Source organism: Burkholderia sp. SRS-W-2-2016 (genome assembly GCF_001931485.1).
GTDB lineage: Bacteria > Pseudomonadota > Gammaproteobacteria > Burkholderiales > Burkholderiaceae > Paraburkholderia.
This window is the reverse complement of the sequence record NZ_MSDV01000020.1, coordinates 27,690-54,459: the sequence shown is the minus strand read 5'-3', so window position 1 is coordinate 54,459 and position 26,770 is coordinate 27,690. Positions and strand designations below refer to the sequence as shown.

General features: G+C 64.7%; 18 protein-coding genes. 8 read left to right on the top strand and 10 right to left on the bottom strand.

What is annotated here, in order from left to right; all coding sequences use genetic code 11:
* Positions 1-63: 63 nt before the first annotated feature.
* Complete coding sequence (locus BTH42_RS08805; protein ID WP_075298075.1) at positions 64-246, bottom strand: Flp family type IVb pilin; 183 nt, start codon at positions 244-246, stop codon at positions 64-66.
* Between the two features lie 656 nt (positions 247-902).
* Between BTH42_RS08805 and BTH42_RS08800 the strand changes: the two genes are divergently transcribed.
* The 4 genes from BTH42_RS08800 (at position 903) to BTH42_RS08785 (ending at position 6,808) form a co-directional block, all read left to right on the top strand.
* Entirely contained in the window at positions 903-2,558 is a 1,656-nt protein-coding gene (locus BTH42_RS08800) for a collagen-like triple helix repeat-containing protein (RefSeq protein ID WP_075297980.1), read from the top strand.
* A 124-nt stretch (positions 2,559-2,682) separates the two neighbouring features.
* Positions 2,683-4,131 (top strand): collagen-like triple helix repeat-containing protein, encoded by a 1,449-nt coding sequence (locus BTH42_RS08795; protein WP_075297978.1) that lies wholly within the window; start codon positions 2,683-2,685, stop codon positions 4,129-4,131.
* Positions 4,132-4,376: 245 nt separating this feature from the next.
* Positions 4,377-6,104, top strand: coding sequence for a ShlB/FhaC/HecB family hemolysin secretion/activation protein (locus tag BTH42_RS08790; protein WP_075297976.1), 1,728 nt, complete (start codon positions 4,377-4,379; stop codon positions 6,102-6,104).
* A 218-nt stretch (positions 6,105-6,322) separates the two neighbouring features.
* Positions 6,323-6,808, top strand: a complete 486-nt coding sequence (locus BTH42_RS08785; RefSeq protein WP_075297974.1) for a DUF2147 domain-containing protein — start codon at positions 6,323-6,325, stop codon at positions 6,806-6,808.
* 191 nt (positions 6,809-6,999) lie between these two features.
* Here the strand turns inward: BTH42_RS08785 and BTH42_RS08780 are convergent, their stop codons facing one another.
* From BTH42_RS08780 to typA, 6 genes are all read right to left on the bottom strand, one after another.
* On the bottom strand, positions 7,000-7,479 hold the full coding sequence (locus tag BTH42_RS08780) for a transposase (protein WP_075297972.1): 480 nt from the start codon (positions 7,477-7,479) through the stop codon (positions 7,000-7,002).
* A 170-nt stretch (positions 7,480-7,649) separates the two neighbouring features.
* Positions 7,650-8,747 carry a cell division protein ZapE gene (gene zapE / locus BTH42_RS08775; protein ID WP_075297970.1) on the bottom strand — a complete coding sequence of 366 codons (1,098 nt, stop codon included), beginning with the start codon at positions 8,745-8,747 and terminating at the stop codon, positions 7,650-7,652.
* A gap of 91 nt (positions 8,748-8,838) precedes the next feature.
* Entirely contained in the window at positions 8,839-10,269 is a 1,431-nt protein-coding gene (gene lpdA / locus BTH42_RS08770) for a dihydrolipoyl dehydrogenase (protein ID WP_075297968.1), read from the bottom strand.
* A gap of 138 nt (positions 10,270-10,407) precedes the next feature.
* Entirely contained in the window at positions 10,408-11,676 is a 1,269-nt protein-coding gene (gene odhB / locus BTH42_RS08765) for a 2-oxoglutarate dehydrogenase complex dihydrolipoyllysine-residue succinyltransferase (protein WP_075297966.1), read from the bottom strand.
* Positions 11,677-11,816: 140 nt separating this feature from the next.
* Entirely contained in the window at positions 11,817-14,678 is a 2,862-nt protein-coding gene (locus tag BTH42_RS08760) for a 2-oxoglutarate dehydrogenase E1 component (RefSeq protein WP_075297964.1), read from the bottom strand.
* A 382-nt stretch (positions 14,679-15,060) separates the two neighbouring features.
* Positions 15,061-16,890: a translational GTPase TypA gene (typA, locus tag BTH42_RS08755; protein ID WP_075297962.1), complete on the bottom strand. Its 1,830-nt coding sequence runs from the start codon at positions 16,888-16,890 to the stop codon at positions 15,061-15,063.
* Positions 16,891-17,247: 357 nt separating this feature from the next.
* On the opposite strand from typA, the gene BTH42_RS08750 reads away from it, so the two are divergent.
* The 4 genes from BTH42_RS08750 to BTH42_RS08735 all read left to right on the top strand — a co-directional run bounded on the left by BTH42_RS08750 (position 17,248) and on the right by BTH42_RS08735 (position 22,225).
* Positions 17,248-17,763: a MarR family winged helix-turn-helix transcriptional regulator gene (locus tag BTH42_RS08750; protein ID WP_075297960.1), complete on the top strand. Its 516-nt coding sequence runs from the start codon at positions 17,248-17,250 to the stop codon at positions 17,761-17,763.
* Between the two features lie 49 nt (positions 17,764-17,812).
* Positions 17,813-19,321, top strand: a complete 1,509-nt coding sequence (locus tag BTH42_RS08745) for an efflux transporter outer membrane subunit (protein WP_075297958.1) — start codon at positions 17,813-17,815, stop codon at positions 19,319-19,321.
* A 76-nt stretch (positions 19,322-19,397) separates the two neighbouring features.
* The gene (locus BTH42_RS08740) at positions 19,398-20,627 is read left to right on the top strand and encodes an EmrA/EmrK family multidrug efflux transporter periplasmic adaptor subunit (RefSeq protein WP_075297956.1); all 1,230 of its coding nucleotides are present in this window, start codon (positions 19,398-19,400) and stop codon (positions 20,625-20,627) included.
* A 32-nt stretch (positions 20,628-20,659) separates the two neighbouring features.
* Positions 20,660-22,225 carry a DHA2 family efflux MFS transporter permease subunit gene (locus BTH42_RS08735; RefSeq protein ID WP_075297954.1) on the top strand — a complete coding sequence of 522 codons (1,566 nt, stop codon included), beginning with the start codon at positions 20,660-20,662 and terminating at the stop codon, positions 22,223-22,225.
* 136 nt (positions 22,226-22,361) lie between these two features.
* Here BTH42_RS08735 and truB read toward each other — a convergent pair whose 3' ends face one another.
* The 3 genes from truB to infB all read right to left on the bottom strand — a co-directional run bounded on the left by truB (position 22,362) and on the right by infB (position 26,756).
* The gene (gene truB / locus BTH42_RS08730) at positions 22,362-23,297 is read right to left on the bottom strand and encodes a tRNA pseudouridine(55) synthase TruB (protein WP_075297952.1); all 936 of its coding nucleotides are present in this window, start codon (positions 23,295-23,297) and stop codon (positions 22,362-22,364) included.
* A gap of 86 nt (positions 23,298-23,383) precedes the next feature.
* Positions 23,384-23,749 carry a 30S ribosome-binding factor RbfA gene (rbfA, locus tag BTH42_RS08725; protein WP_075297950.1) on the bottom strand — a complete coding sequence of 122 codons (366 nt, stop codon included), beginning with the start codon at positions 23,747-23,749 and terminating at the stop codon, positions 23,384-23,386.
* Positions 23,750-23,834: 85 nt separating this feature from the next.
* Entirely contained in the window at positions 23,835-26,756 is a 2,922-nt protein-coding gene (infB, locus tag BTH42_RS08720; protein WP_075297948.1) for a translation initiation factor IF-2, read from the bottom strand.
* Between the last annotated feature and the right edge of the window lie 14 nt (positions 26,757-26,770).

The window sequence follows — 26,770 nt, the reverse complement described above, 5'->3', positions numbered from 1 at the left end:
GCGCAGGCAAGGCATTCGGAGCGATTACGCCGAATGCCTTGTGAGACGCTTATGGATTGCCCTTTAGGACGCCGGAGTGGTGCCGGTGATCTTGTTCGAAAGGTTGTCGAATACCGTGGTGAGGTTTGTACCCAGCGTAGTCACCGCTCCCGCGATGACCAGCACGATCAACCCCGCGATCAGCCCGTATTCGATGGCCGTCACGCCCTTGTTATCTCTCAGGAAGCGCTGTGTGAACTTTTTCATTTTGTACCCTCGGAACTTCTTTATTCGTTGTTTCGTGCTGCCTGTACGCTCGAACTCTACCGGCTTCATGGACCGTACTTCTCTCATTTCCGGTCCTGCCGATTGCGTCGAAGTCGCTCCACCCTGCAGCCGCCTTTGGCTAAAACAGATGTATTAGAGCTGTCTGTTCGATAACGCACCTCCCACATCAATTGTTTGATGCTTGCCGGATTTATAGCCGAACAAACATTTTTAAGCAATTGTCCGTTGCCTCGTTGCCGGAACTCTGTCTGTTTTTTGTCTCTACCAGAGTAACGGCAGTCCGTGCGCCAGACCACATAGGGCTAACCATAAGTTAGATTCGGTGCACTAATTAACTGTTTCAACAGCACGTTTCAAGCACGCGGGCCTCTCCCGCTCGAGCGCGTTACGCGCCGCGCCGTAACGGCGCGCACGGCTCGTTACGTTACGCAGCCCACACAAACGCATAAACACAGCGCTCTTTCCGTCGTCGCCGCGCACCGCGCCGTGTTTTCGGAAATCCCGCCGGGCCTTGCCCGATAACGCTTTGCGCGCAGCGCCGCAAAAAATCTCGACGTCGCCCGTGAGAAATGGCACGGCTCGTGCAGAGATTGGCCCGCAGCAACACCCAACAAACCATGCGATACGAGGGCGACATGAACATTCAAACGACCAACACGACTATTCGGGCAACCCTGATCGCGGCGAGCGTCGCCGCGATGCTGTCACTGGGCGCGTGCGGCGGCTCCGGCAGCCTCAGCACGGGCACCGGCAGCAGCGGCAGCGGCTCGGCCGGCGGCACGTTGTCGACCACCGGCAGCGGTTCGGCGGGCTCGGGCGGCTCCGGCGCGACGACCACCACGACCACCACGACCACCTCGAGCAGCACCGATTCGAGCACGTCGGGCACGGGCACCGACACCAGCACGAGCACGAATACGTCGACGGCGAAGAATGCGCTGGGCACGGTCGCCGATAACGGCGGCGGCGTGGTCAGCGATGTCGGTTCCACGGTCTCCAGCGTCGGTACGGTGATCGCGTCGCAAACGCTGCCGGGCCTCAGCTCGCAGACCACCCAGGCCGCCGGCAGCGTCGTGCAGGACGTCGGCGCCGCGGTGTCGACGCTCGGCAACGGCGTATCGCAAGGGCTCGGCCAGCTCGGCACCAACGGCAACGCGGTCGGTACCACGGTCGCCAGCGTCGGCGGCGCGGTCGGCAATGTCGGCAACGCAGTCAGCGACACCGGCACGCTCGTGACGAGTCTCGGCAGCGGCGCGCTGGCGCCTTTGTCCGCTGTCACGACGCCGCTCGGCAACGCGGTCAGCACGCTCGGCCAGACGGTCGCGAACGGCGGCGGCGTGCTCACCAACGTGCTGTCGACCGGTCCGGTCGAACAGGTCACGCAAACCCTCAGCACCGCGATCACGCCGATCACCTCGGTGGTGTCGTCGACCACCCAGACGGTCGGCAACGTCACGGGGCTCGGCGCGCCGGTCAACTCGCTGCTCGCGACGCTCGGCAGCGGCCTGAACAAGGCCGGCGTCACGGTCGCGTCGACCGGCAACAACCCGATCACGACCGCGCTCGGCAAGACCGTCAGCGATACCGGCACCGTGGTCGCGTCGGTCGGCGGCCTCGTGACCGGCAACAGCAGCAATCCGCTCAGCGCGGTAACGAGCGCGCTCGGCGGTCTGACGAGCGGCCTGTCCAGCGGCACCAGCAGCGGCTCCTTGAGCTCGCTCGGCGGCACGCTGACCAGCCTGACCGGCACGCTGAGCGGCGCGACCGGCAGCACCGGCAGCACCGGCGCGAGCAGCCCGCTGGCCCCGGTGACGACGCTGCTGTCGAGCGTGACCGGCACGCTCAGCGGCGCGACCGGCAGCACCGGCAGCACCGGCGCGAGCAGCGCGCTCGCACCGGTGACGAGCCTGCTGTCGAGCGTGACGGGTAGCGTCGGCAGCGCGACCGGCGGCACCGCTTCGACGACCGGCAGCTCCAGCAGCAGCCCGCTCGCTCCGGTCACCGGCCTGCTGTCGACGGTGACGACCACCCTCAGCAGCGCGACCGGCGGCACGAGCAGCCCGCTTGCCCCGGTGACCGGTCTGCTGACCAGCGTCACCAGCACGCTGGGCAACGTGGCGACGACTGCCGCCACCACCACCAGCGCGGCAACGACCAGCGCCGCGACGACCACAACCGCGGCCACCACCACCGCGCTGTCGACGACCTCGACCAAGGGCACCGCGAGCAACGCGCTCGCGCCGGTGACGTCGCTGGTCGGCGGCCTGCTCGGCGGTCTGACGAAGAAGTAAGCGCTCTGCGCGACGCGCGCGGCGAGCTCACGCGAACGTGAGAGCGCCGCGCCGCCCGCATCGGCATCACGCGGCGCACCGCAACAGCCGCAGCCAATAAGCCCAAACAACACGGAGGAGCACCATGTCCACTCAACGTCTCTTTTCTCTCCAGAGCGCGTGCGCGACCGTGTCGTCGCTGCGTGCGCCGCTGATCGCCGTCGCGGTCGCGAGCCTGCTGTCCGCGTGCGGCGGCAGCACCGTCAGCGCGCCGCCGAGCGCGTCGAGCACCGGCAGCGGCAGCGGCGCGGGCACCGCCACCACGACCAGCACGACCGGCGCGCAAGGCACCAACGGTCTCGCGACCGCCGCCGCGCAAACCACCAGCGATCTCGGCAATACGATCGCGTCGCAAAGCATTCCCGGCGTCAGCTCGAAGGTCACCGAGGGGCTCGGCGATGCGGTGTCGAACACCGGCACCACGCTGAACGCACTCGCCGACGCGGTCAGCAACGGCCTGGGCCAGACCGGCAGCACCGCTAACCCGGTCGGCACCACGGTGGCCGGCCTCGGCTCGGTGGTCAGCTCGACCAGCGGCGTCGTGCAAGGCGTGAGCAACGCGGTCGACGGACTCGGCAGCGGCCAGTTGTCGGCGTTGGCGCCGCTCACCACCCCGCTCGCGAGCACGCTGGCGACGGCCGCCACCACGCTGAACGCGGGCGGCGCGACGCTTGGCAACGTGCTCGATTCATCGACCGTGCAGCAGGTCACCCAACCGCTCAGCACCGCGATCACGCCGCTCGTCACCAGCGCGGGCCTGATCACGCAGACGGTCGGCACCCAGACCGGCCTCGGCGTCCCGCTCAGCGGCGTGCTCGCACAGGTCGGCGGCGCGCTGGATACGGCGGGCGCGAAGGTCGGCTCGGCGACCGGTAACGCGCTCGGCAACGATGTCGGCATGCTGGTCAGCTCGCTCGGCAACACGGTGACCAATGCCGGCGGCCTCGTGAATCCGAACGGCCCGAACGGCGCGTATCCGGTTGCCGGTCTGCTGACGAGCCTCGTCGGCAGCACCAATGTGGCGGTCGCGAGCGGCACGTCGTCGAACGTCAATCCGCTGAGCGCGCTGCAGGGCTCGCTCGCGGGTCTCGGGCTCGGCAACGATCCGCTCGGTTCGCTGACCACGCTGCTCGGCGGCTCGCCGCTCGCGACGCTCAGCTCGACGGCAAGCGGCACCCCACTCGCTTCGTTGACGACCACATTGACGACCACGTTGAGCGGCACGCCGCTCGCTTCGCTGACCTCGACGCTCGGCGGCAGCGGCAGCACGTCGAATCCGCTGACGACGTTGACGGGCACGCTCAGCGGGTTGAGCAACAGCGGCTCGGGTAATAGCGCCAGCAGCTCGGCGCTCGCGCCGGTGACGTCGCTGGTCGGTCAGCTGACCACCACGGTGACGACGGTGACCGGCTCGCTGGGCACGTTGAGCGGCTCGAGCAGTTCATCGGCGTCGAGCACGTCCGGCAGCTCGGGCAATGCGGCCAGCGGCGTGACGACACTGCTTGGCAGCCTGTTGCCGGTCAGCCATAAGTAAGCGCTGGAAGAGTTGGACGATGCGCGCGCCGCGACGCGGGCGCGCATCGGGTGGTGTGGTTCTCGAACGCATGTCGCGCGGCGATGCACGGCTCAAGCTGGCCGCCGGGGTGACGTTATAGATGCAAACAGATGCACGCAGATGCAAGCGCCGCGAGTCCGCGGCGAGCGTGACATAAGCGAGCGCGACCCGCCCGGCCAGGCGGCGCGACCCGCAAAACAAGAACAGCATACGAGGGAAGTCCGATGACATTCGGGTATCGCAGTAACCGGCTTCACTGGAGCAGTTGGACCCTCGCGCTCGCGGCACTCGCGGCCGGCGCGACGCAGATGCAAGCCCACGCGCAAAGCCGCCCCGCCGGCGCGGTGGTCGGCGGCAATCCGCTCGATTCGCTGCCGCAGGTCAAAGCCCCCGACCGCGGTCCGAACGTGACCGTGCAGGTCGCGCCGCAAGCGCCCCAATTGCAGGAACTGCTGGCCCGCCATCTGACGCCGTCGCGCGTACAGGTCGAGGGCGTGAAGTCGATTCCGTTCGACGAAGTCGCGCAACGCTTCACGCCGCTCGTCGGCAAGGACGTCACGATCGGCCAGCTGATCGAAGTCGCGAACGGCGTGACGAAGCTGTACCAGGAGCGCGGCTACGCGCTGTCGATGGCCTTCATTCCCGCGCAGACCTTCGAAGGCGGCGTGGTGCGCGTGACCGTGGTGGAAGGCTATGTGTCGGCGGTGAAGATCACCGGCAATCCGGGGCCGGTCGAAGACAAGATCCGCGCGATCTCCGAGCACATCGTCGCCGACCGGCCGCTGCGGCGCGAAACCTTCGAACGCTTCATCCATGTGCTCGGGCTGATTCCGGGCATCAAGGTCACCGCCAACGTGCCGTCGCCGCAGAACACCGACGGCGCGACCACGCTCGAACTGGCCGTCGAGCGCAAGCCGTTCAACTTCAGCGCGGGCGTGAACTTCAATCAGCCCGGCGTGCAAGGTCTGCTGACCGCGACGTCCAACGGACTGACCGCGCTCGGCGAACAGTTAAGCATCTCGGCGCTGCTGCCGAAGGGCCGCGACAACGTCACCTATCTCGCCGCGCATGCGGGCGTGCCGATCGGCAGCAAGGGCCTGACCGGCAATATCGATGCGTCGCACTATCGCGGCAATCCGACCGACAACCCGGGCCTGCCCTCCTATGTGGAGCGCACGGTGATCAACGACAAGCTCGGCGGTTCGCTGTCCTATCCACTGATCCTCAGCGATTCGCGCAGTCTGTTCGGCACCGCGTCGGTCTATGCGTCGCACAACGAGGATCGTTATCACAACACGCAGACGGGCGCGCAGATCGGCCTGCGCTCGCAGGTGCGGGTGATGCAGTTGCAGGCCGACTACACCGCGGTCGATCCGGGCCAGGTGCGGCGCGCGAGTGTCAATGTCGCGAAGGCGTTCGATATTCTCGGCGCGTCGAAGGCCGGCGACTCGAACGTGCCGGGCACGGTGATCACGAACCCGGCGTCGCTGACTTTCGTGCGCACCGGCGCGAGCTTCTCGCAGAGCAACGAATGGCCGCTGAAGATCGGCACGTCGATTTCGCTGACCGGCCAGTACAGCGCGGTCTCGCTGCCGACCTCCGAACAGATCTCGTTCGGCGCGCAGCGTTTCGCGCAGGGCTATCAGCCCGGCGAGGCATCGGGCGATTCGGGCTGGGGCGCAATGTTCGAAGTCAACCGGCCGATCGCGCTCGGCTTCACGTATCTGCGCTCGTTCACGCCGTACGTGTCGTTCGACATGGCGCGCGTGTATCTGCATGCGGGCACGCCTTCGCCGTCGCACATGTCATCGATCGCGTTCGGCTTCCGCATTTCGGATGCGCGCTACTACAGCCTCGATCTGTCGGTCGCGAAGGCGGTCGGCGACGCGCCGGTCGAAAGTGCGTCGCGCAGTCCGCGCATCAACGCGACGTTCTCGTATCAGTTGAATTGAGCGCGCAGTCAATCGATGCGTGCGTCGGCGTGCCGCGTGCAGATTAGAAGTTCCACTATCAAACGGCACCGGGAGTTTCGCGTATTCTCGCTGACGATGTATGCGGCCCGCCGCGCGCATCGTCCCGCATCGCGCGAGGCCACGCCCGCAACGTCCTTCCGCGATGCCCATAACGCCGCGCGACCACGATCGCGCGTCTTTCATCAAGGAGGAAGGCAATGACGCAATTCACTCAACACGCTCGCACAGTCGCGCTGCGCACCGTCCGCCACGCGGCACTCGCCGGCGCGCTGCTCGCGAGCGCGGTCGGCGCGCTCGCGCAAACCACGTCGCCGGTCGGCACCTGGCAAACAATCGACGATCACACCGGCCAGCCGAAAGCGCTCGTGCAGATCACACAGGACGGCAACGGCGAACTGAGCGGCAAGGTCATCAAGGGGCTGAGCCCGAACGATCGACCGGATCGCCGCTGCACCGAATGCACCGACTCACGCAAGGATCAACCGATTCTCGGCATGACCATCATCGACAACATGAAGAAGGATGGCGACGCGTGGGACCACGGGCAGATTCTCGACCCGGAAAACGGCAAGCTCTATAAGTGCAAGATGCATCTCGAAGACGCGGGCAACAAGCTGGTGGTGCGCGGCTATATCGGCGTGGCGCTGCTCGGCCGCTCGCAGACGTGGGTCCGTCAGCAGTAACGTGCGACGGGCGCGGCAAGCGTTGGCTGGATTCGCGCGCTTGCCAAAGAGCTTGCGCTGAAGCGAGCGCTTCCCGCAAACGAAACCGGGCAACATGAAAAACGGCCGGCGATCATGATCGCGCGGCCGTTTTCTTTGGTGGCATAGCGTGCGTGAAAGATCTGCGCAGGCGCCCCGCGCAAAAAACCACCCTAAGCCGCCTGCCGGATCGAGCCCGCATGAACGAACGGCGCGCCCGGTTGAAGCGCGGCGCTGGCCGGCTTGCGCACCGCGGACTCGACCTGCAGCGGCGCGGACTCCACCTGAAACGGCACCGGCGGACGAACGCGGACTTTGCGCTTCGGCCGCGCGGGCACCCGCGTGCGCATGCGGGCATCCATCAAATCGCACAGATCCGCGCTCGCGCCGCCCAGCAGTTCTTCGATCACACGCCTGAGCACGCCGGCGTCGCGCCATGCCTTGAAGCGGCGATGACAGGTTTGATATGAAGGGTAACGGCGCGGCATCGACGACCAGCTCGCGCCGCTGTGCATCACCCACAGCACGCCATTGAGCACCGCGCGGGTGTCGGCCAGCGGCCGGCCGCGCATGTCTCTGCGCGGCCGCAGTTCGGGCAGCAACGGCTCGACGCTCAGCCATTGCTCTTCGGTCATCTCGCGGTACGGATTCATGGTTACTCCTTTGTCAGAACTACGACAAAAGATAGCCAGTCATCCACGCGCAGGCCATCAGACCATTCTGATTCCTGGAATGCCTTTTTGGGCAACCAGGTACACCAACCGGGAGCGCCTCCGCGCGGACGCCGCCCCGCCTGGAGTGCGACGGATCCGCCCAGGACGCGTCAGGTCAGCGACGTATCGACGATCCGGCGCGGCGCGTCGAGATATTCCTTCGACTGCATCTCGACGATGCGCGACACCGTGCGGGTGAATTCGTTGGCCATCGGACCGTCGAGATACAACTGCTCCGGCGGCACCGCGGCCGACATCAGCAGCTTGACCTTGTGGTCGTAGAACACGTCGATCAGCCACGTGAAGCGGCGCGCTTCGGAGGCCATCCGCACCGACATCTGCGGCACGTCCGACAGGATCACCGCATGAAAACGGCTCGCCAGTTCGAGGTAGTCGTTCTGCGAGCGCGGGCCGCCGCACAGCGTCGCGAAATCGAACCAGACGACGCCGTCCGCGCGACGCAGCGCCTTCAGCTCGCGCTTTTCGATATGCAGGATCGGGCTCTCGTCGGGCACCGCGGCGAGCTGCGAGAATGCGGCGCGCAGCGCCTTGCCGGCGGCGGCGTCGAGCGGCGTGTGATAGACCTCGACCTGGGCCAGCGTGCGGCGCCGGTAGTCGATGCCCGCATCGACGTTGATCACGTCGAGCTTCTGCTTGATCAGCTCGATCGCCGGCAACATGCGGTCGCGATGCAGACCGTCCGGGTACAGCGTGTCCGGTGCGTAGTTGGAGGTCAACACGAACTGCACGCCGTTCTCGAACAGCTTGTCGAGCAGGCGGTACAGGATCATCGCGTCGGCAATGTCCGACACGTGGAATTCGTCGAAACAGATCAACCGGTAGCGCTTCGAGATGCGGCGCGCGAGTTCGTCGAGCGGGTCCGCCTGGCCTTTCAACTCTTCCAGCTCGCGATGCACTTCGCGCATGAATTCGTGGAAATGCAGCCGCGTTTTACGCTGCACCGGCACGATCATGTAGAAGCTGTCCATCAGGAAGCTCTTGCCGCGGCCCACCCCGCCCCACATGTAGACGCCGCGCGGCTGGTCCGGATGGTTGATCAGTTTCTTGAACGCGTTCGAGCGGCGCGACTTGTATTCGACCCACTCTTCATAGCACCGCTGCAGACGGTCGACCGCCGCGCGCTGTGCCGGATCGGATTGATAACCCCGCGTCTGCAGTTCTTTTTCGTAGTATTCGGTGACGTTCATCGTATTGCTTGCTGCAAAAAGAAAGGCGGGAGGGAGTGAACCCCGCCCGCCTTTGGTGATGCCAAGGTTGCGTTCAGTCAGGCGTGCGCGATTACATGTTCAGCGCGCGCTTGTCGACGGCGAGTGCCGCTTCGCGCATGACTTCCGACAACGACGGGTGCGGATGGCAAATGCGGCCGATGTCTTCCGACGCCGCCTTGAACTCCATCGCCACCACGGCTTCCGCGATCAGGTCCGATGCGTTCGCCGAGATGATGTGCACGCCGAGCAGTTCGTCGGTCTTCGCGTCAGCGATCATCTTGACGAAACCGTCCGCCTTCGCGATGCCGAGCGCGCGGCCGTTCGCCATGAACGGGAACTGGCCGGTCTTGATCTCGCGGCCTTCGGCCTTCAGCTGCTGCTCGGTCTTGCCGACCCACGCGATTTCCGGTTCGGTGTAGATCACCCACGGCACGCAGTTGTAGTCGATGTGCGGCTTCTGACCGTCGATCACTTCGGCAACCAGCACGCCTTCGTCTTCGGCCTTGTGCGCGAGCATCGGGCCACGCACCACGTCGCCGATCGCGTACACGTTCGGCACCGACGTCGCGCAGTGGTCATCGACGTCGATGAAGCCACGCTCGTTGGCCTTCAGGCCGATCGATTCGAGGCCGAGGTTGTCGGTGTTCGGCACGCGGCCGACCGACACGATCAGGCGGTCGGCGTCGAGCGTCTGCGCGTTGCCGTCCTTGTCCGTGTAAGCGATCGACACGCCGTTCGCGCTGGTCTTCACTTCGCCGACCTTCACGCCGACGTGGATGTCCAGACCCTGCTTCTTGAACTGCTTGGCCGCTTCCTTCGCCAGCGCCTGGTCAGCCGCGCCGAGGAATTCCGGCAGCGCTTCGAGCACGGTCACGTCCGCGCCGAGGCGGCGCCACACCGAGCCGAGTTCCAGACCGATCACGCCCGCGCCGATCACGGCGAGCTTCTTCGGTACGGTGTCGAAGCTCAGTGCGCCTTCGTTGTCGGCGATCAGCTTGTTGTCGACCGGCATGCCCGGAAGATGACGCGCCTTCGAACCCGTCGCGATGATCACGTTCTTCGCGCTGACGACTTCGGTTTCGCCTTCGCCGCTGACTTCGATCTGCACGCCGGCGTCGGTGCGGCCGGTGAACTTGCCATGGCCCTTGAGCCACGTGATCTTGTTCTTGCGGAACAGGAATTCGATGCCCTTGGTCATCTTCTCGACGATGCCGTCCTTGCGGGCCAGCATTTTCGAGATATCGACCGACACGTCGCCCACGGTGATGCCGTGGTCAGCGAGGTGGTGCGACGCGTTTTCAAATTCTTCCGACGACGCGAGCAGCGCCTTCGACGGAATGCAACCGACGTTCAGGCAGGTGCCGCCGAGCTTCAGCGCGCCGGCCGGGTTCTTCCACTTTTCGATACATGCGACGGTCTTGCCGAGCTGCGCTGCGCGGATGGCGGCGATATAACCGCCAGGGCCGGCGCCGATCACGACGACGTCAAATTCTTTGGACATGACAATCCCTTTGATGGCGGAACGGCGCCGGGCCACTCGAGGTGGCGCGCGCCGTTCCGGTACTGCTGAATGCTTGAAGACTTACTGCGGATGACGCCGGCAAGCGATGGCCGGCCGGCGCCACTTTGGAACGTGCGCTTACAGGTCGAGCAGCAGGCGTGCCGGATCTTCCAGCGCGTCCTTCATTGCGACCAGCGACAGCACTGCTTCGCGGCCGTCGATGATGCGGTGGTCGTACGACAGCGCGAGGTAGTTCATCGGGCGGATCACGATCTGGCCGTTTTCGACCACAGCGCGTTCCTTGGTGGCGTGCACGCCGAGAATTGCCGACTGCGGCGGGTTGATGATCGGGGTCGACAGCATCGAGCCGAACACGCCGCCGTTCGAGATCGAGAACGTACCGCCGGTCATTTCTTCGATCGACAGCTTGCCGTCCTTGGCCTTCTGGCCGAATTCGGCGATCTTCTTCTCGATGTCGGCGAGGCTCAGCTGATCCGCGTTGCGCAGGATCGGCACCACCAGACCACGCGGCGAACCGACCGCGATACCGATGTCGAAGTAGCCGTGATAAACGATGTCGTTACCGTCGATCGACGCGTTCACCAGCGGGAACTTCTTCAGCGCGTGCACGGCCGCCTTCACGAAGAACGACATGAAGCCGAGCTTCACGCCATGTTCCTTCTCGAACTTGTCCTTGTACTTGTTGCGCAGGTCCATCACCGGAGCCATGTTCACTTCGTTGAACGTGGTCAGGATCGCGTTGGTTTGCTGCGACTCGAGCAGACGCTCGGCGATACGCGCACGCAGACGCGACATCGGCACGCGCTGTTCCGGACGGTCCTTCAGCCACTGGTCGGCCGATGCCGGTGCCTTGACGTCCGGCAGCGACGGCTTCGCAGCCTTCGGTGCGGCAGCCGGTGCCGGTGCAGCCTTGGCAGCCGGAGCGCCGGCGGTCAGCACGTCGCCCTTGGTGATGCGGCCGTCGCGGCCCGTGCCGGCGACGTCGCCAGCGCCCAGACCCTTCTCGGCCATCAGCTTGCCGGCAGCCGGCGAAGCAGCGGTGTTCGAGCCCGTTGCGACAGCAGCCTGAGCGGCCGGTGCGGCAGCAGCGGCGGCAACCGGAGCCGGCTTCACTTCGGCTTCGACAGCAGCGGCGCCAGCCTTGCCTTCGGTGTCAATCTTCGCGATCACCTGGTCGGCGACGACGGTGTCGCCGTCGTTCGAGATGACTTGCGCGAGCACGCCTGCCGACGGTGCCGGCACTTCGAGCACGACCTTGTCGGTCTCGATTTCGATGAGGATTTCGTCCTGAGCGACAGCCTCGCCGGGCTTCTTCTTCCACTGCAGCATCGTGGCTTCCGAGACCGACTCGGACAGCTGGGGAACCTTGACTTCAACAATAGCCATTATGAGTATCCTGAATACGTATCGGGTGACGGCGCTTGTTCACGACCGCCTGCGAACCATTGGCGCCGCGCCTGTACCTTCGTTGGTCCTTGAGCGCGGCGCGGGAAAGCGCTCAGCGCTTTCCCGGTTCGTCTGTTTCCTTATTTAGCGATCGACGCGCTCTTGAGGCGGCCGAAAGCGCCTTCGATCAGCGCCTTCTGCTGCTCGTAGTGCTTCGCGTAGTAGCCCACTGCCGGCGAAGCCGAAGCCGGACGGCCGCTGTATGCCAGCTTCTGCCCTTCCTTCATGCCTTCCTTCAGGTGGTGTTCGATGTAGAACCACGGGCCCTGATTCTGCGGCTCGTCCTGCACCCACACCACTTCCGTCGCGTTGTCGTACTTCTTCAGTTCTGCTTCGAACTGCTTGTGCGCGAACGGATAGAGCTGCTCGATACGGATGATCGCGACGTCGTTGGCCTTCGCTTCGCGGCGATGCGCAACCAGGTCGTAGTACACGCGGCCCGAGCAGGCGATCACGCGCTTGACCTTCTTCGCGTCGATCGACTCGTCGGTCTCGCCGAGCACCGGCTGGAACGAACCCTTCGCGAGTTCGGACAGATCCGACACGGCTTCCTTGTGACGCAGCAGCGACTTCGGCGTAGCGACGATCAGCGGCTTGCGGAACAGGCGGATCATCTGGCGACGCAGCAGGTGGAAGATCTGCGCCGGGGTGGTCGGCTGAACGACCTGCATGTTGTGGTCTGCGCACAGTTGCAGGAAACGCTCGATACGCGCCGACGAGTGCTCCGGACCCTGGCCTTCGTAGCCGTGCGGCAGCAACATGGTCAGGCCCGACACGCGGCCCCACTTCACTTCGCCCGACGAGATGAACTGGTCGATCACGACTTGCGCGCCGTTCACGAAGTCGCCGAACTGCGCTTCCCATGCAACGAACGTGTTCGGTTCAGCGGTCGAGTAACCGTATTCGAAGCCGAGCACTGCTTCTTCCGACAGCACCGAGTCGATCACCGTGAACTTCGCCTGACCTTCGGCGATGTTCTGCAGCGGCACGTAGGTGCCGTCGTTCCAGCGTTCGCGGTTCTGGTCGTGCAGCACCGCGTGACGGTGCGTGAACGTGCCGCGGCCCGAATCCTGACCGGTCAGGCGCACTGCGTAGCCCGATGCGACCAGCGATGCGAACGCGAGGTGTTCGCCCATGCCCCAGTCGAGCTTCGCGTCGCCGCGGCCCATCGCGCGACGGTCGTTGATCACGCGCTCGACGAGCGGGTGAACCTTGAAGCTTTCCGGGATCGTGGTGATGCGTTCGGCGAGGCGCTTCAGTTCCGCGAGCGGCACAGCCGTGTCGGCTGCGTCGGTCCACTTGCGATTCAGGAACGGCACCCAGTCCACCGCGTACTTGCTCTTGTAGTTCGAGAGCACCGGGTCGACCGTGTGATGGCCTTCGTCCATCGCCTTGCGGTAGGCCTTGACGAATTCGTCGCCTTCTTCCGCGGTGATCACGCCCTGCTGCACCAGCTTTTCAGCGTACAGCGCGCGCGTGCCCGGGTGCTTGGCGATCGTCTTGTACATCAGCGGCTGCGTGACCGCCGGGGTGTCCTGCTCGTTGTGACCCAGCTTACGGAAGCAGACGATGTCGACGACGACGTCCTTATGGAACTGCATCCGGAAGTCGATTGCGAGCTGGGTAGCCAGCACGACCGCTTCAGGATCGTCACCGTTCACGTGCAGCACCGGCGCTTCGATCATCTTGACGACGTCCGAGCAGTACAACGTGGAGCGCGAGTCGCGCGGGTCCGACGTCGTGAAGCCGATCTGGTTGTTGATGACGATGTGCAGCGTGCCGTGCGTGCCGTAACCGCGCGTTTGCGCGAGGTTCAGCGTTTCCATCACGACGCCCTGGCCAGCGAAAGCCGCGTCGCCGTGGATCTGCACCGGCAGAACCTGCACGCCGGACTCGTCGCCGCGACGGTCCATCCGCGCCTTCGCGGAACCTTCGACCACCGGGTTGACGATTTCGAGGTGCGACGGGTTGAACGCGAGCGACAGGTGAACCGGGCCGCCTTCCGTTGCGACGTCCGACGAGAAGCCCTTGTGGTACTTCACGTCGCCAGCCGGCAGATCGTCGACGTGCTTGCCTTCGAATTCGGCGAACAGGTCGGCCGGCATCTTGCCGAGCGTATTGACCAGCACGTTCAGACGGCCGCGGTGGGCCATGCCGATGACGATTTCCTGGACGCCGTTGGCGCCAGCGTGGCGGACCACTTCGTCCATCGACGCGATGAAGCTCTCGCCGCCTTCGAGCGAGAAGCGCTTCTGGCCGACGTACTTGGTGTGCAGGAAACGCTCGAGGCCTTCGGCGGCCGTCAGGCGGTTCAGGATGTGCTTCTTCTTGTCGTTGCTGAAGTTCGGCGTCGAACGGATCGATTCGAGGCGTTCCTTCCACCAGCGCTTCTGCTCCGGATCGCTGATGTACATGTACTCGGCGCCGATCGTGCCGCAGTACGTGTCGCGCAGTGCCTTGACGATGTCGCGCAGCGTGCCGCGCTCGAACCCGAAGTACAGATTCGTGGCGCTGAACTCCTGGTCCATATCGGCTTCGGTGAAGTCGTAGAACGCGGGTTCAAGTTCGGGGATCGCGGGACGTTCGCGGCGCTTCAGAGGATCGAGGTTGGCCCATTGCGAGCCGAGGAAGCGATATGCGCCGATGAGGGACTGGACGTAAACCTGTTTGCGGGCGGTAGCGAGGTCTTCGCCGCCGGCCGTTGCACGCGGCAGGAAGGCATTGGCCTTGGCGCGCTGGGCAAACGATTCGACGATCGGGCCGTGGGCCACGTCGTTGGCATTGCTGCCATCCGATGCGGGCACGTTCTGCAACGCATCGAAATAGCTGCGCCAGGTCTCGGGCACTGACGCCGGATTATCGAGATACGCTTCGTACATTTCTTCAACGTACGGAGCATTGCCGCCGAACAGATAAGAGTTCGACTGGAATTGCTTCATCATTTTTACGCTCACCTTTCTTCGAGCTTCTCGAGAAATAGCGGGTTACAGAACCTTCCGCGACACGGCCTGACCGTTTAGCGGATTGCGCGAATCAAGTCTTGCTTGGAAGGACCTAAAACTTTGCACCCGGGAGCATAGCACAGAACGAATAGCCCAGATAGCGAACAGCGTAGCCGCAAAGCCCCGTCATCACGGGGTTTTCAGCACTTACCGGGGATCTCTTCACGGCGTGAAACAGTGTTCTGCGGGAAGTGATGGGAAAGCGTTTGCGTGGTCGCGACCCAACAACACGCGGATCGCGAGATTGAATGCGCCAGAAACACAAAAGCCACCCGAGGGTGGCTTTCGTTCAACTGCTTCTACCTGAAATAGCGCAGCGCGCTTACTCGCTCGCAGCCTTGTTACGGCTCGCGCTACGGCGCTCGTGTTCCTTCAGGTGACGCTTGCGCAGACGGATCGATTGCGGCGTGACTTCGACCAGTTCGTCGTCGTCGATGAATTCGACCGCGTATTCGAGCGACAACTGGATCGGCGGCACCAGACGCACGGCTTCGTCGGTACCCGACGCACGCACGTTGGTCAGCTGCTTACCCTTGATCGGGTTCACGACGAGGTCATTATCGCGGCTGTGAATGCCGATGATCATGCCTTCGTACAGCGCGTCGCCCGGCGACACGAACATACGGCCGCGATCCTGCAGCTTCCACAGCGCGTAGGCGACAGCAGCGCCGTCGTCCTGCGAAATCAGCACGCCGTTACGACGCTCGCCGACCGCGCCGTCCTTGGCCGGCTGGTACGAGTCGAACGTGTGGCTCATCAGACCCGTGCCGCGCGTGAGCGTCAGGAATTCCGACTGGAAGCCGATCAGACCGCGCGCCGAAATACGGTACTCGAGACGGGTACGGCCGCGGCCGTCCGACGTCATGTCGAGCAGTTCGCCCTTGCGGCGGCCCAGCTCTTCCATCACGCCGCCCTGGTGGCCGTCTTCCATGTCGACGGTCAGGTTTTCGAACGGCTCGTGCGTGACGCCGTCGATTTCGGTCATCACGACGCGCGGACGCGACACGGCCAGCTCGTAGCCTTCACGGCGCATGTTTTCGACCAGAATGGTCAGGTGCAGCTCGCCGCGGCCCGACACTTCGAAAGTCGTTTCGTCGCCGGTGTCTTTCACGCGCAGCGCGACGTTGTGGTTCAGTTCCTTCGTCAGACGGTCGCGGATCTGGCGGCTCGTCACGAACTTGCCTTCACGGCCGGCGAGCGGCGACGAGTTGACGAGGAAGTTCATCGTCAGCGTCGGTTCGTCGACGGTGATCATCGGCAGCGCTTCCGGCTGTTCCGGCGAGCAGATCGTCACGCCAATGCCGATCTCTTCGATACCGTTGATCAGCACGATGTCGCCCGCTTCGGCCGAATCGACCTGGACGCGATCGAGACCCTTGAACGACAGCACCTGGTTGATCTTGCGGTTGATGATTTCGCCCTCGGGACCCGAGCGCACCACGACCTGCATACCCGGCTTGATGCGACCGCGGGTGATACGGCCAATACCGATACGGCCGACGTACGACGAGTAGTCGAGCGAGGTGATCTGCAGCTGCAGCGGCGCTTCCGGATCGGCCGGACGCACCGGCACGTGCTTCAGGATAGCTTCGAACAGCGGACGCATGTCGCCGTCGCGCACGTCGGCCGTCATGCCGGCGTAGCCGTTCAGACCCGATGCGTAGACGATCGGGAAGTCGAGCTGTTCGTCGTTCGCGCCCAGCTTGTCGAACAGATCGAAGGTCTGGTTGATAACCCAGTCCACCCGCGCGCCCGGACGGTCAACCTTGTTGACGACGACGATCGGCTTCAGACCGAGCGCGAGCGCCTTCTTGGTCACGAAACGCGTTTGCGGCATCGGGCCTTCGACCGCATCGACCAGCAGCAGCACCGAGTCGACCATCGACAGCACGCGCTCCACTTCACCGCCGAAGTCCGCGTGTCCCGGCGTGTCGACGATATTGATGTGTGTGCCTTCGTACTCGACCGCGCAGTTCTTCGACAGGATCGTGATGCCGCGCTCTTTTTCGATGTCGTTCGAATCCATCACGCGCTCGGCAACCTGCTGGTTGTCGCGGAACGTGGCGGTCTGGCGGAGGAGCTGGTCGACGAGCGTGGTCTTGCCGTGGTCGACGTGAGCAATGATGGCGATATTGCGTAGGGCGCGGGTCATAGGAAACCTGAAGACAGTTGGAGTGCGCCGCTTGCTGCCGCCTGCTGATACCGGCCGGAGGTTCAACCCGAAAGTTCAACCATCACCAACCCGAAACCACGACCAGCCCAAAGCGCACTTTTGGGAACCCAACATTATAGCATGGACAGATGATGCTTTCTGGTATTCCCGAATAGACCGTCGCCCTGCCCCGCTGCGAGACCCCGCGAAGCCACGCCCCACCGCGTTTTATGCGATCCGCACCCTTTCTTGCACAAGCGCGAAAAAATCCTTGCCTAAGCTGTAATAACGCTTGTCGCGTCAACCAACAGCCGACTATACTACTGCCTAGTCAACCATTGCATTCGCACGAGAATCATGACGGAGCCGTCCAACGAACCCACGCCGGACCTAAGCGAGTATCAGCTTGGCGAAAGCGTCGGCTATCTGCTCTCACGAGTGAAATCCACGATGTCGAATCTGGTCACGCAGCGCAGCATGGCCGAACTCGGCATCACCAGTCAGCAAGGCAGCATCCTGTTCATGGTGGCCAGCGGCAAGTGCCTGCTCGCCGCCGAACTCGCCCGCGAATACGGGATCGACGCCAGCGCCGTCACGCGGCTGATCGACCGGCTCGAGAAGCGCGGCCTGCTCACCCGGGTGCGCAGCAACGAAGACCGGCGCGTCGTGCGCCTCGCCCTGACCCCGGAAGGCCACGCGATCGCCGCCCGCATGCCGGGCATTTTCAATGGCGTGCTCGATAGCCTGCTGAACGGCTTCACCCCCGAGGAAGTGGGGTTTCTCAAAAGCATGCTGCGCCGCGTGCTCGTCAATTCCGGCGAACAGACGGGCCTTGCCCGTGACGCCGCAGGCAGTGTCGACAGCAAATCGTAAGAAATTACTTGCTGCGTCCATCATTACATTCCACTCAAAGAGTCGAACGATGAAATCCCTTTCCCTGTCCGCGCCCGCGCTGTCGAGCCGGGCCGCTGTCGCCGCCGCGGTGACAGCGCTCGCCCTCACGGGGTGCGCGAACTACTTCGGCGTGAAGAGCGACAAGCAGATCGCCGCGCCGACGCAGTACGAGTCGACCCGCAGCCTGCCGGGCGAAGGCGGCCAGTGGCCGTCGCTCGACTGGGCCGACCAGTTCGGCGACCCGCAGTTGTCCAAACTGATCGCCGAAGCGCTCGACGGCAGCCCGTCGATCGCGCAGGCTCAGGCGCGGCTCGCGAAGGCGTCGTCGTATATCGAAAGCTCGCGCTCCGCGCTGTTCCCGAAGGCCGACTTCAAGTACTCGTGGACCCGCGAGCTGTACTCCGAGAATGCGCTGTTCCCGCCCCCGTACGGCGGCACCTGGTATAGCGAAAACAACGTGCTCGCGAGCGCGTCGTGGGATCTCGACCTGTGGGGCAAGAACCGTCAGCGGCTCGGCCAGGCCGTGTCGCAGAAAATGGCCGCCGAGGCCGACATGCAGCAGGCGCGCGTGACGCTCGCCGCATCGGTCGCGAGCACCTACAACCAGCTCGCGCAGCTGTATGCGTTCCGCGACATCGCCCAGCACGAGATCGCGAACCGCCAGGACATCGGCCGCATTACCAATGACCGCGTCGGCGCCGGTCTCGACACCAACGTCGAGAAACAGACCGCGACCGGCAATATCGCGACCAGCCAGTCGAACCTGACCGACCTCGACGGCCAGATCACCGTCGTGCGCTACCAGCTGGGCGCGCTGCTCGGCAAGGGGCCGGACCGCGGCCTGCAGATCGACAAGCCGACGCTCGGCGGCGGCAACTCGGTCGCGCTGCCCGACAACATCCCCGCGGATCTCGTGTCGCGCCGCGCGGACATCGTCGCCGCCCGCTGGCAGGTCGAAGCCGCAATGCACGACGTGAAGGAAGCGAAGGCCGAGTTCTTCCCGGACGTGAACCTCGCGGCCGGCTTCGGCTTCGACGCGTTCGGCTGGGGCCGTTTCCTGACCGCATCGAGCCGTCAGATCCAGTTCGGCCCGGCGATCCATCTGCCGATCTTCGACGCCGGCGCGCTGCGCTCGCAACTGAAAGGCCGCTACGCCGACTTCGACCTCGACGTCGCGAACTACAACCAGACGCTGATCAACGCGCTGCAGGACGTGTCGACGCAAGTCTCGTCGATCCGCTCGATCGATCGCCAGGCGGGCGACGCGCAGCGCGCGCTCGATGCGTCGACCAAGGCGTACCAGCTTGCCGTGGTGCGCTACAAGGCCGGCCTGTCGCCGCAGCTGCAGGTGCTGACCGCGGACGAAAACCGGCTCGCCGCCGAGCAAACGGTGACGGGCCTGCAGATGCGTCGCCGCAGTCTGCAGATCAGCCTGATCAAGGCACTGGGCGGCGGCTTCGACGCAACGCAAACCGGCCTCGTGGTGCCGACCGACGCCCCGGCATCGGCGCCGGCCGCGCGCACCGCGTCGAACTGAGCGAGCCCGCGCCCTCTGCCGCACAGCCCGAATACCCGAATAAACGACGACGTTCAAAAGAACCCGGAGCACATCAATGAGCACCCCCCAGCAGCCCGCTACTCCACCGCAAGCGGCGAATAACGGCAAACGCAAGCGCATGATGACGCTGCTCGTCATCGTGATCCTGATCGCCGCGGTCGCTTACGGCCTGTACTACTTCCTCGTCGCGCGCTTCCACGAAGACACCGACGACGCCTATGTGAGCGGCAACGTCGTGCAGATCACGCCGCAGGTCACCGGCACCGTGATCGCGGTGAACGCCGACGACACGCAGATCGTCAAGGCCGGCGATCCGCTCGTCGTGCTCGATCCGGCCGACGCGCGCGTCGCGCTCGAACAGGCCGAAGCGAATCTTGCCCAGGTGGTGCGCCAGGTGCGCGGCCTGTTCGCCGACGACAGCCAGTACGAAGCGCAAGTGGTCGCCCGCCAGGCCGATCTGTCGCGCGCCCAGGACGACCTGAAGCGCCGCCAGGCGGTCGCGCAGACCGGCGCGGTCTCGCAGGAAGAAATCTCGCACGCCCGCGACACGGTGAAGTCCGCGCAGGCCGCGCTCGACGCCGCCAGGCAGCAGCTCGCCGCGAATCACGCGCTGACCGCGAACACCACGATCTCCGATCACCCGAACGTGCAGGCCGCCGCCGCGAAGGTCCGCGACGCGTACCTGAATCACGCACGCAACACGCTGCCGGCGCCGGTCACCGGCTATGTCGCGAAGCGCTCGGTGCAGGTCGGCCAGCGCGTGTCGCCGGGCACGCCGCTGATGGCGATCGTGCCGCTGCACGACGTGTGGGTCGACGCGAACTTCAAGGAAGTGCAGCTCAAGCATATGCGGATCGGCCAGCCGGTCGAACTGACCGCCGACGTGTACGGTTCGTCGGTGCCGTATCACGGCAAGGTGGTCGGCTTCTCGGCGGGTACGGGGTCGGCGTTCTCGCTGCTGCCGGCGCAGAACGCGACCGGTAACTGGATCAAGGTCGTGCAGCGTCTGCCGGTGCGTATCGCGCTCGATCCGCAGGAACTCGAGAAGCATCCGCTGCGTATCGGTCTGTCGATGCAGGCCGACGTGAACATCAAGGACGATACCGGCGGCCAGCTCGGCAACGCGTCGAACACCGCCTACCAGACCAACGTGTTCGACAAGTACGGCGCGGAAGCCGACGCGGTCATCGCCCGCATCATCGCGGAAAACGCGGGCGCGAACGGCGCGACGCCGAAGTCCACGCAAACCGGCGCGGCCGCGGCCAGGCCGGCGGCGAAGAGCTAAGCGGCCTGGACGATCAATAGAAGGCATTTTTAATGGCTCAGGCTCAGGCGCAAGCCCCTCATCCGCCGCTCGAGGGCGCGCAACTGGTGATCGGCACCATCGCGGTGTCGCTCGCCGTGTTCATGAACGTGCTGGACACGTCGATCGCGAACGTGTCGATTCCGTCGATTTCCGGCGACCTGGGCGTGTCGTCCGACCAGGGCACGTGGGTGATCACGTCGTTCGCGGTCGCCAACGCGATCTCGGTGCCGCTGACCGGCTGGCTCACCGACCGGGTCGGTCAGGTGCGGCTGTTCATGGCGTCGATCCTGCTGTTCGTGCTGTCGTCCTGGATGTGCGGACTGTCGCCGAACCTGCCGTTCCTGCTCGCGTCCCGCGTGCTGCAAGGGGCGGTCGCCGGCCCGATGATTCCGTTGTCGCAGACGCTGCTGCTCGCCAGCTATCCGCGCGCGAAGGCGCCAATGGCGCTATCGATGTGGGCGATGACCACACTGATCGCGCCGGTCGCCGGTCCGATTCTCGGCGGCTGGATTTCCGACAACATCTCGTGGCCGTGGATCTTCTACGTCAACATTCCGGTCGGCGCGGCCGCGGCGGCCGCCACCTGGGCGATCTTCCGCAACCGCGATTCGGTGATCAGAAAAGCGCCGATCGACGGAGTCGGTCTCGCTCTGCTGATCGTGTGGGTCGGCTCGCTGCAGGTGATGCTCGACAAGGGTAAAGACCTCGACTGGTTCTCGTCGACGACGATCGTCGTGCTCGGCCTCGTCGCGGTGATCGCGCTGGCGTTTTTTATCATCTGGGAACTGACGGCCGAGCATCCGGTGGTCGACCTGTCGCTGTTCAGCCGGCGCAATTTCACCGGCGGCACAATCGCGCTGTCGGTCGGTTACGGGCTTTACTTCGGCAATCTGGTGCTGTTGCCGCTGTGGCTACAAACCGATATCGGCTACACCGCGACCGAAGCCGGTCTGGTGATGGCGCCGGTCGGGGTGTTCGCGATTCTGCTGTCGCCGGTGACCGGCAAGTTTCTGCCGCGCACCGATCCGCGCTATATCGCGACGCTGGCGTTCCTGATCTTCGCGTTGAGTTTCTGGATGCGCTCGCGTTATACGACGGGCGTCGACACTCGCTCGCTGATGCTGCCCACGTTGATTCAGGGCATCGGCATGGCGGGCTTCTTCATTCCGCTCGTGTCGATCACGTTGTCGGGCTTGCCGGGCCATCGGATTCCGGCGGCGTCGGGGCTGTCGAATTTCGTGCGGATCATGTGCGGCGGGATCGGCACGTCGATCTTCCAGACCGCGTGGGACCACCGCACGATCATGCATCACGCGCAGCTCACCGAGCAGGCGAACGCGTACAACCCGGTGTTCGGGCAATCGATTCATCAGATGGGCGCCGCGGGCTACAGTCAGCCGCAGGCATACGGTCTGTTCAACTCGATGGTCACGCAGCAGGCCGCGCAGCTCGGCGTGAACGATCTGTTCTTTATCTCGGCCGGCATCTTTGTCGCGCTGATCGCGCTGATCTGGATCACGCGGCCGGAACGCGCGGGCGGTGGCGATGCGGGTGCGGCGGCGGCTGCGGCGCATTGAGCGCGTTGGCTGTTCAGTGAAGCGGATTTAGTCCAACTTTCCGCCTCAGCATAAAAAAAAGCGGGATCGCTATGAAGGCGATCCCGCTTTTTTGTTGCGCCCAATCTGAGCCAGACGATGAGCCCGCGCGTGGTGTTTAGCTTTCGGCGGTCACGACGAGGCGCTCGGGTGCCAGAACACCCTCGCCCGGCTTCGCCACGCCGAGCAGCCGTCCTTGCGCCGAATACACCCGGACCCGCGCGGCGTTCGCCGCGTCGGCGGTAATTGCCAGCGTCGACAGCTTCAGGCGCTGACCGTGCAGAAAGCGGCGCGTGTCGTCGTCGCTCAGGTTCACCTGCGGGAACGTCGACAGCAATGCATCGACCGGTTTCAGCCACGCATCGCGCTCGGCTTCGGTCGCGTCGGACAGTGCGTCGAGCGTGACCGAACCGTCGAGCGTCAGCGCGCCCACACCGGTGCGACGCAGCGCGACCAGATGCGCGCCGCAACCGAGCGCCTCGCCGATGTCCTCGGCGAGCGTGCGCACATAGGTGCCCTTGCTGCACGTAACGCGAAACGTCACGTCCGGCAGCGCGCACGCGATCAGCTCGAGCGCATGAATGGTGATCTGGCGCCCTTCCCGCTCGACCGTCTGGCCCGCGCGCGCATATTCATACAGCGGCTTGCCGTCGCGCTTGAGCGCCGAATACATCGGCGGCACCTGGGTAATTTCACCGATAAAGCGTGGCAACGCGGCTAGCACCGCAGCTTCGTCGCAGTCAACGGCGCGCGTCTCGAGCGCTTCGCCTTCGGCGTCACCGGTGGTCGTGCGAATACCGAGGCGCATCGTAGCCTCGTAGGTCTTGTCGGCTTCGAGCAGGTCCTGCGAAAACTTGGTGGCTTCGCCGAAACACAGCGGCAGCAGACCGGTGGCAAGCGGGTCGAGCGTGCCGGTGTGGCCCGCCTTTTTCGCCAGATAGAGACGCTTGGCGCGAATCAGCGCGTCGTTGCTCGACAGGCCGAGCGGCTTGTCGAGCAGCAGCACGCCGTCGAGCGCGCGACGCGGCACGCGGGGGCGTTGAGGTGCGGTCATGTCAGTGAGGCAAAGACTTCTTCGATGGATACGAACAACGGCGCCGCGCGTTGCTGAACACGCTCACGGCGCGGCGCGGCAAACGCTCAGTCTTCCTTCGCGCGGGTGGAATTCGCCTCGTCGATCAGACGCGACATTTCGACGGCGCGCTCGATCGTCTTGTCGTAGTGGAAATGCAGCGTCGGCACCGTATGGATGTGCAGGCGCTTGAACAGCAGATTGCGCAGATGGCCGGCCGCGTGCGTGAGCGCCTCGAGCGTCTGTTGCGGGTCGCCGGTCAGCGTCGTGAAGTAGACCTTCGCGTGCGCGTAGTCAGGCGTCAGCTCGACGCTCTGGAACGTAACGATGCCGATACGCGGATCCTTGACTTCGCGCAGCAGCTCGGCGAGGTCGCGCTGGATCTGATCGGCGATCTGCACGTTGCGGTTGGGGGAAGAACGTTTCTTGGTCATGGTGTTATGTGCTCCGTGATGACGGATGCAAAACGGGCGGAGCGGGCGTCAAGCCCGTTCCGCCCGTTGTTCAGTGCTGCATGAATTACAGCGTACGCGCGACTTCGGTGACTTCGAAGACTTCGAACTGATCGCCTTCGACGATGTCGTTGAAGTTCTTGATCGACATACCGCACTCGAAGCCCTGACGGACTTCCTTCACGTCGTCCTTGAAGCGCTTCAGCGAATCGAGCTCGCCGGTGAAGATGACGACGTTGTTGCGCAGCACGCGCACCGACGACGAGCGCTTGACGAAACCGTCCGTGACCATACAGCCGGCCACCGCGCCGACCTTCGGCACCTTGAAGACCTGACGCACTTCGACGGTACCGGTCACGACTTCGCGCTTCTCCGGTGCCAGCATGCCCGACATCGCCGCCTTCACTTCATCCACTGCGTCGTAGATGATGTTGTAGTAGCGGATATCGACGCCATTGGCTTCCGCGAGCTTGCGAGCCTGCGCATCCGCGCGGGTGTTGAAGCCGATGATGACCGCCTTCGACGCCGTCGCGAGGTTGACGTCCGACTCGCTGATCCCGCCGACCGCGCCGTGCACGATCTGCACGCGCACTTCGTCGGTGGACAGCTTCTGCAGCGACTGCACCAGCGCTTCCTGCGAACCCTGCACGTCGGCCTTGACGATCAGCGGCATGTACTGCACTTCGCCCTCGCCCATCTGCTCGAGCATGTTCTCGAGCTTCGCGGCCTGCTGCTTCGCCAGCTTGACGTCGCGGAACTTGCCCTGACGGAACAGCGCAACTTCACGCGCCTTGCGGTCGTCCGGCATCACGATCACTTCTTCGCCAGCCTGCGGCACTTCCGACAGACCCTGGATTTCGACCGGGATCGACGGACCAGCGGACTTGGTCGGCTTGCCGGTTTCGTCGAGCATAGCCCGCACGCGACCGTAGGCGCTGCCTGCCAGCACGACGTCGCCGCGATTGAGCGTACCCGACTGGACCAGGATCGTTGCAACCGGACCCTTACCCTTGTCGAGCTTCGCTTCGATCACGAGACCCTTGGCCGGCGCTTCGACCGGTGCCTTCAGTTCCAGCACTTCGGCCTGCAGCAGCACGTTTTCGAGCAGATCGTCGATGCCCGCGCCGGTCTTCGCCGACACCGGCACGAACGGCGAGTCGCCGCCGTACTCTTCCGGCACGACGCCTTCCGCGACGAGTTCCTGCTTCACGCGCTCCGGATTCGCGTCCGGCTTGTCGATCTTGTTGATCGCGACGACGAGCGGCACGCCGCCGGCCTTCGCGTGGGAGATCGCTTCCTTGGTCTGCGGCATCACGCCGTCGTCGGCGGCCACCACCAGAATCACGATGTCCGTTGCCTTCGCACCGCGGGCACGCATTGCCGTAAAGGCTTCGTGACCCGGCGTGTCGAGGAACGTGATCACGCCACGCGGCGTTTCGACGTGATAAGCGCCGATGTGCTGCGTAATGCCGCCCGCTTCACCGGCGGCAACCTTCGCGCGACGGATGTAGTCGAGCAGCGAGGTCTTGCCGTGGTCGACGTGACCCATCACCGTGACGACCGGCGGACGCGGCAACGCTTCCGCGTCGCTCACTTCGCCTTCGACCAGCATCGCTTCCGGATCGTCCAGCTTCGCCGCGACCGCGCGATGGCCCAGTTCCTCGACGATGATCATCGCCGTTTCCTGGTCCAGCATCTGGTTGATCGTGACCATCTGGCCGAGCTTCATCATCGACTTGATGACTTCCGACGCCTTCACCGCCATCTTGTGCGCGAGATCGGCAACCGTGATGGTTTCCGGCACGTGCACTTCACGCACGATCGGTTCGGTCGGCGCCTGGAACGTGGTGGACTGTTCCTGATGCTTGCCGCGGCCCTTCGGACCACCGCGCCAGCCACGATCGACACCGCCGCTGCTGTCGCCGCGAGTCTTGATGCCGCGACGCTTCGCTGCGTCGTCCTGCCAGCTGCCCTTGCCCGCACCCGGCTTCTTCTTGTCGCCAGCGGACGGCGCAGCCGTGGAGGCCGGAGCCGCCGCAGCCGGCTTCTTCGCGGCCGGACGTGCCGACGTTTCGCCTGCCGGACGCGCCGGCTTGTGCAGCGTGCCCTTGGCTTCGGCGGCCTTGGCCGGCTCGGCGGGCTTCGGTGCCGGTTCCGGCGCCTTCACCTGCGCCTTGCGCGGCGTGTTCATCATTTCGCGAATCGCGCGCGCTTCGGCTTCCGCCGCCGCACGGCGCTTGGCGATCTGCTCCTGCTCGGCGCGCGCCTTGTCGGCCGCCTGACGCGCAGCGTCTTCGGCCTTCTTCGCGGCTTCGCGTTGCGCGGCGCGCTCGGCTGCCGCGCGCTCTTCGTCCTGCTCGTTGCCCTTGGCTTCCGCGGCCGGCTGCGCGGCTTGCGCCGCCGCCTGCTGAGCCTTTTCGCGAGCCGCCGCTTCGGCTGCCGCCGCCGCGCGCTTCTTCGCTTCGTCTTCCGCGCGCTGACGCTCGGCTTCGGCCGCGCGTTCGCGTGCCTGACGCTCCGCTTCTTCGCGTTCGAGCTCTTCCTGACGCGCCTTCAGTTCCTGAGCCTGCTTTTCGAGCAGCTCGGCTTCGTGACGCGCTTCTTCCTCACGGCGCTGCAGTTCGAGATCTTCGACATCCGCGCCTTCGGCCACATGATTCGATGCGTCTCCGCCTTCCGCGACGGTTTCGTCACGGCGGACGAACGTGCGCTTCTTGCGCACCTCGACCTGAATGGTGCGAGCTTTGCCCGTCGCATCGGACTGCTTGATCTCCGACGTATGTCGGCGCGTCAGCGTGATCTTGCGCTTGTCGGCATCGTTCGAGCCATGCGACTTGCGCAAGTGATCGAGCAGACGCGCCTTGTCCGCCTCGGACAGGTTGTCGTCTTCGCTCGCCTTCTGGACGCCCGCTGCCTGCAGCTGCTCAAGCAGCACGCCTGCAGGCATTTTCAGTTCCGCGGCAAATTGGGCTACGTTGTTACTCGCCATTCATTCCTCTTAAT

Bases quoted from the DNA above. Each gene is read 5' to 3' on its own strand.
- lpdA (WP_075297968.1), bottom strand. From the start codon at position 10,269: ATGTCCAAAGAATTTGACGTCGTCGTGATCGGCGCCGGCCCTGGCGGT.
- BTH42_RS08750 (WP_075297960.1), top strand. From the start codon at position 17,248: ATGACGGAGCCGTCCAACGAACCCACGCCGGACCTAAGCGAGTATCAG.
- BTH42_RS08795 (WP_075297978.1), top strand. From the start codon at position 2,683: ATGTCCACTCAACGTCTCTTTTCTCTCCAGAGCGCGTGCGCGACCGTG.
- typA (WP_075297962.1), bottom strand. From the start codon at position 16,890: ATGACCCGCGCCCTACGCAATATCGCCATCATTGCTCACGTCGACCAC.
- BTH42_RS08735 (WP_075297954.1), top strand. From the start codon at position 20,660: ATGGCTCAGGCTCAGGCGCAAGCCCCTCATCCGCCGCTCGAGGGCGCG.
- truB (WP_075297952.1), bottom strand. From the start codon at position 23,297: ATGACCGCACCTCAACGCCCCCGCGTGCCGCGTCGCGCGCTCGACGGC.
- infB (WP_075297948.1), bottom strand. From the start codon at position 26,756: ATGGCGAGTAACAACGTAGCCCAATTTGCCGCGGAACTGAAAATGCCT.
- odhB (WP_075297966.1), bottom strand. From the start codon at position 11,676: ATGGCTATTGTTGAAGTCAAGGTTCCCCAGCTGTCCGAGTCGGTCTCG.
- BTH42_RS08780 (WP_075297972.1), bottom strand. From the start codon at position 7,479: ATGAATCCGTACCGCGAGATGACCGAAGAGCAATGGCTGAGCGTCGAG.
- BTH42_RS08785 (WP_075297974.1), top strand. From the start codon at position 6,323: ATGACGCAATTCACTCAACACGCTCGCACAGTCGCGCTGCGCACCGTC.
- zapE (WP_075297970.1), bottom strand. From the start codon at position 8,747: ATGAACGTCACCGAATACTACGAAAAAGAACTGCAGACGCGGGGTTAT.
- BTH42_RS08805 (WP_075298075.1), bottom strand. From the start codon at position 246: ATGAAAAAGTTCACACAGCGCTTCCTGAGAGATAACAAGGGCGTGACG.
- BTH42_RS08760 (WP_075297964.1), bottom strand. From the start codon at position 14,678: ATGATGAAGCAATTCCAGTCGAACTCTTATCTGTTCGGCGGCAATGCT.
- BTH42_RS08745 (WP_075297958.1), top strand. From the start codon at position 17,813: ATGAAATCCCTTTCCCTGTCCGCGCCCGCGCTGTCGAGCCGGGCCGCT.
- BTH42_RS08740 (WP_075297956.1), top strand. From the start codon at position 19,398: ATGAGCACCCCCCAGCAGCCCGCTACTCCACCGCAAGCGGCGAATAAC.
- rbfA (WP_075297950.1), bottom strand. From the start codon at position 23,749: ATGACCAAGAAACGTTCTTCCCCCAACCGCAACGTGCAGATCGCCGAT.
- BTH42_RS08800 (WP_075297980.1), top strand. From the start codon at position 903: ATGAACATTCAAACGACCAACACGACTATTCGGGCAACCCTGATCGCG.
- BTH42_RS08790 (WP_075297976.1), top strand. From the start codon at position 4,377: ATGACATTCGGGTATCGCAGTAACCGGCTTCACTGGAGCAGTTGGACC.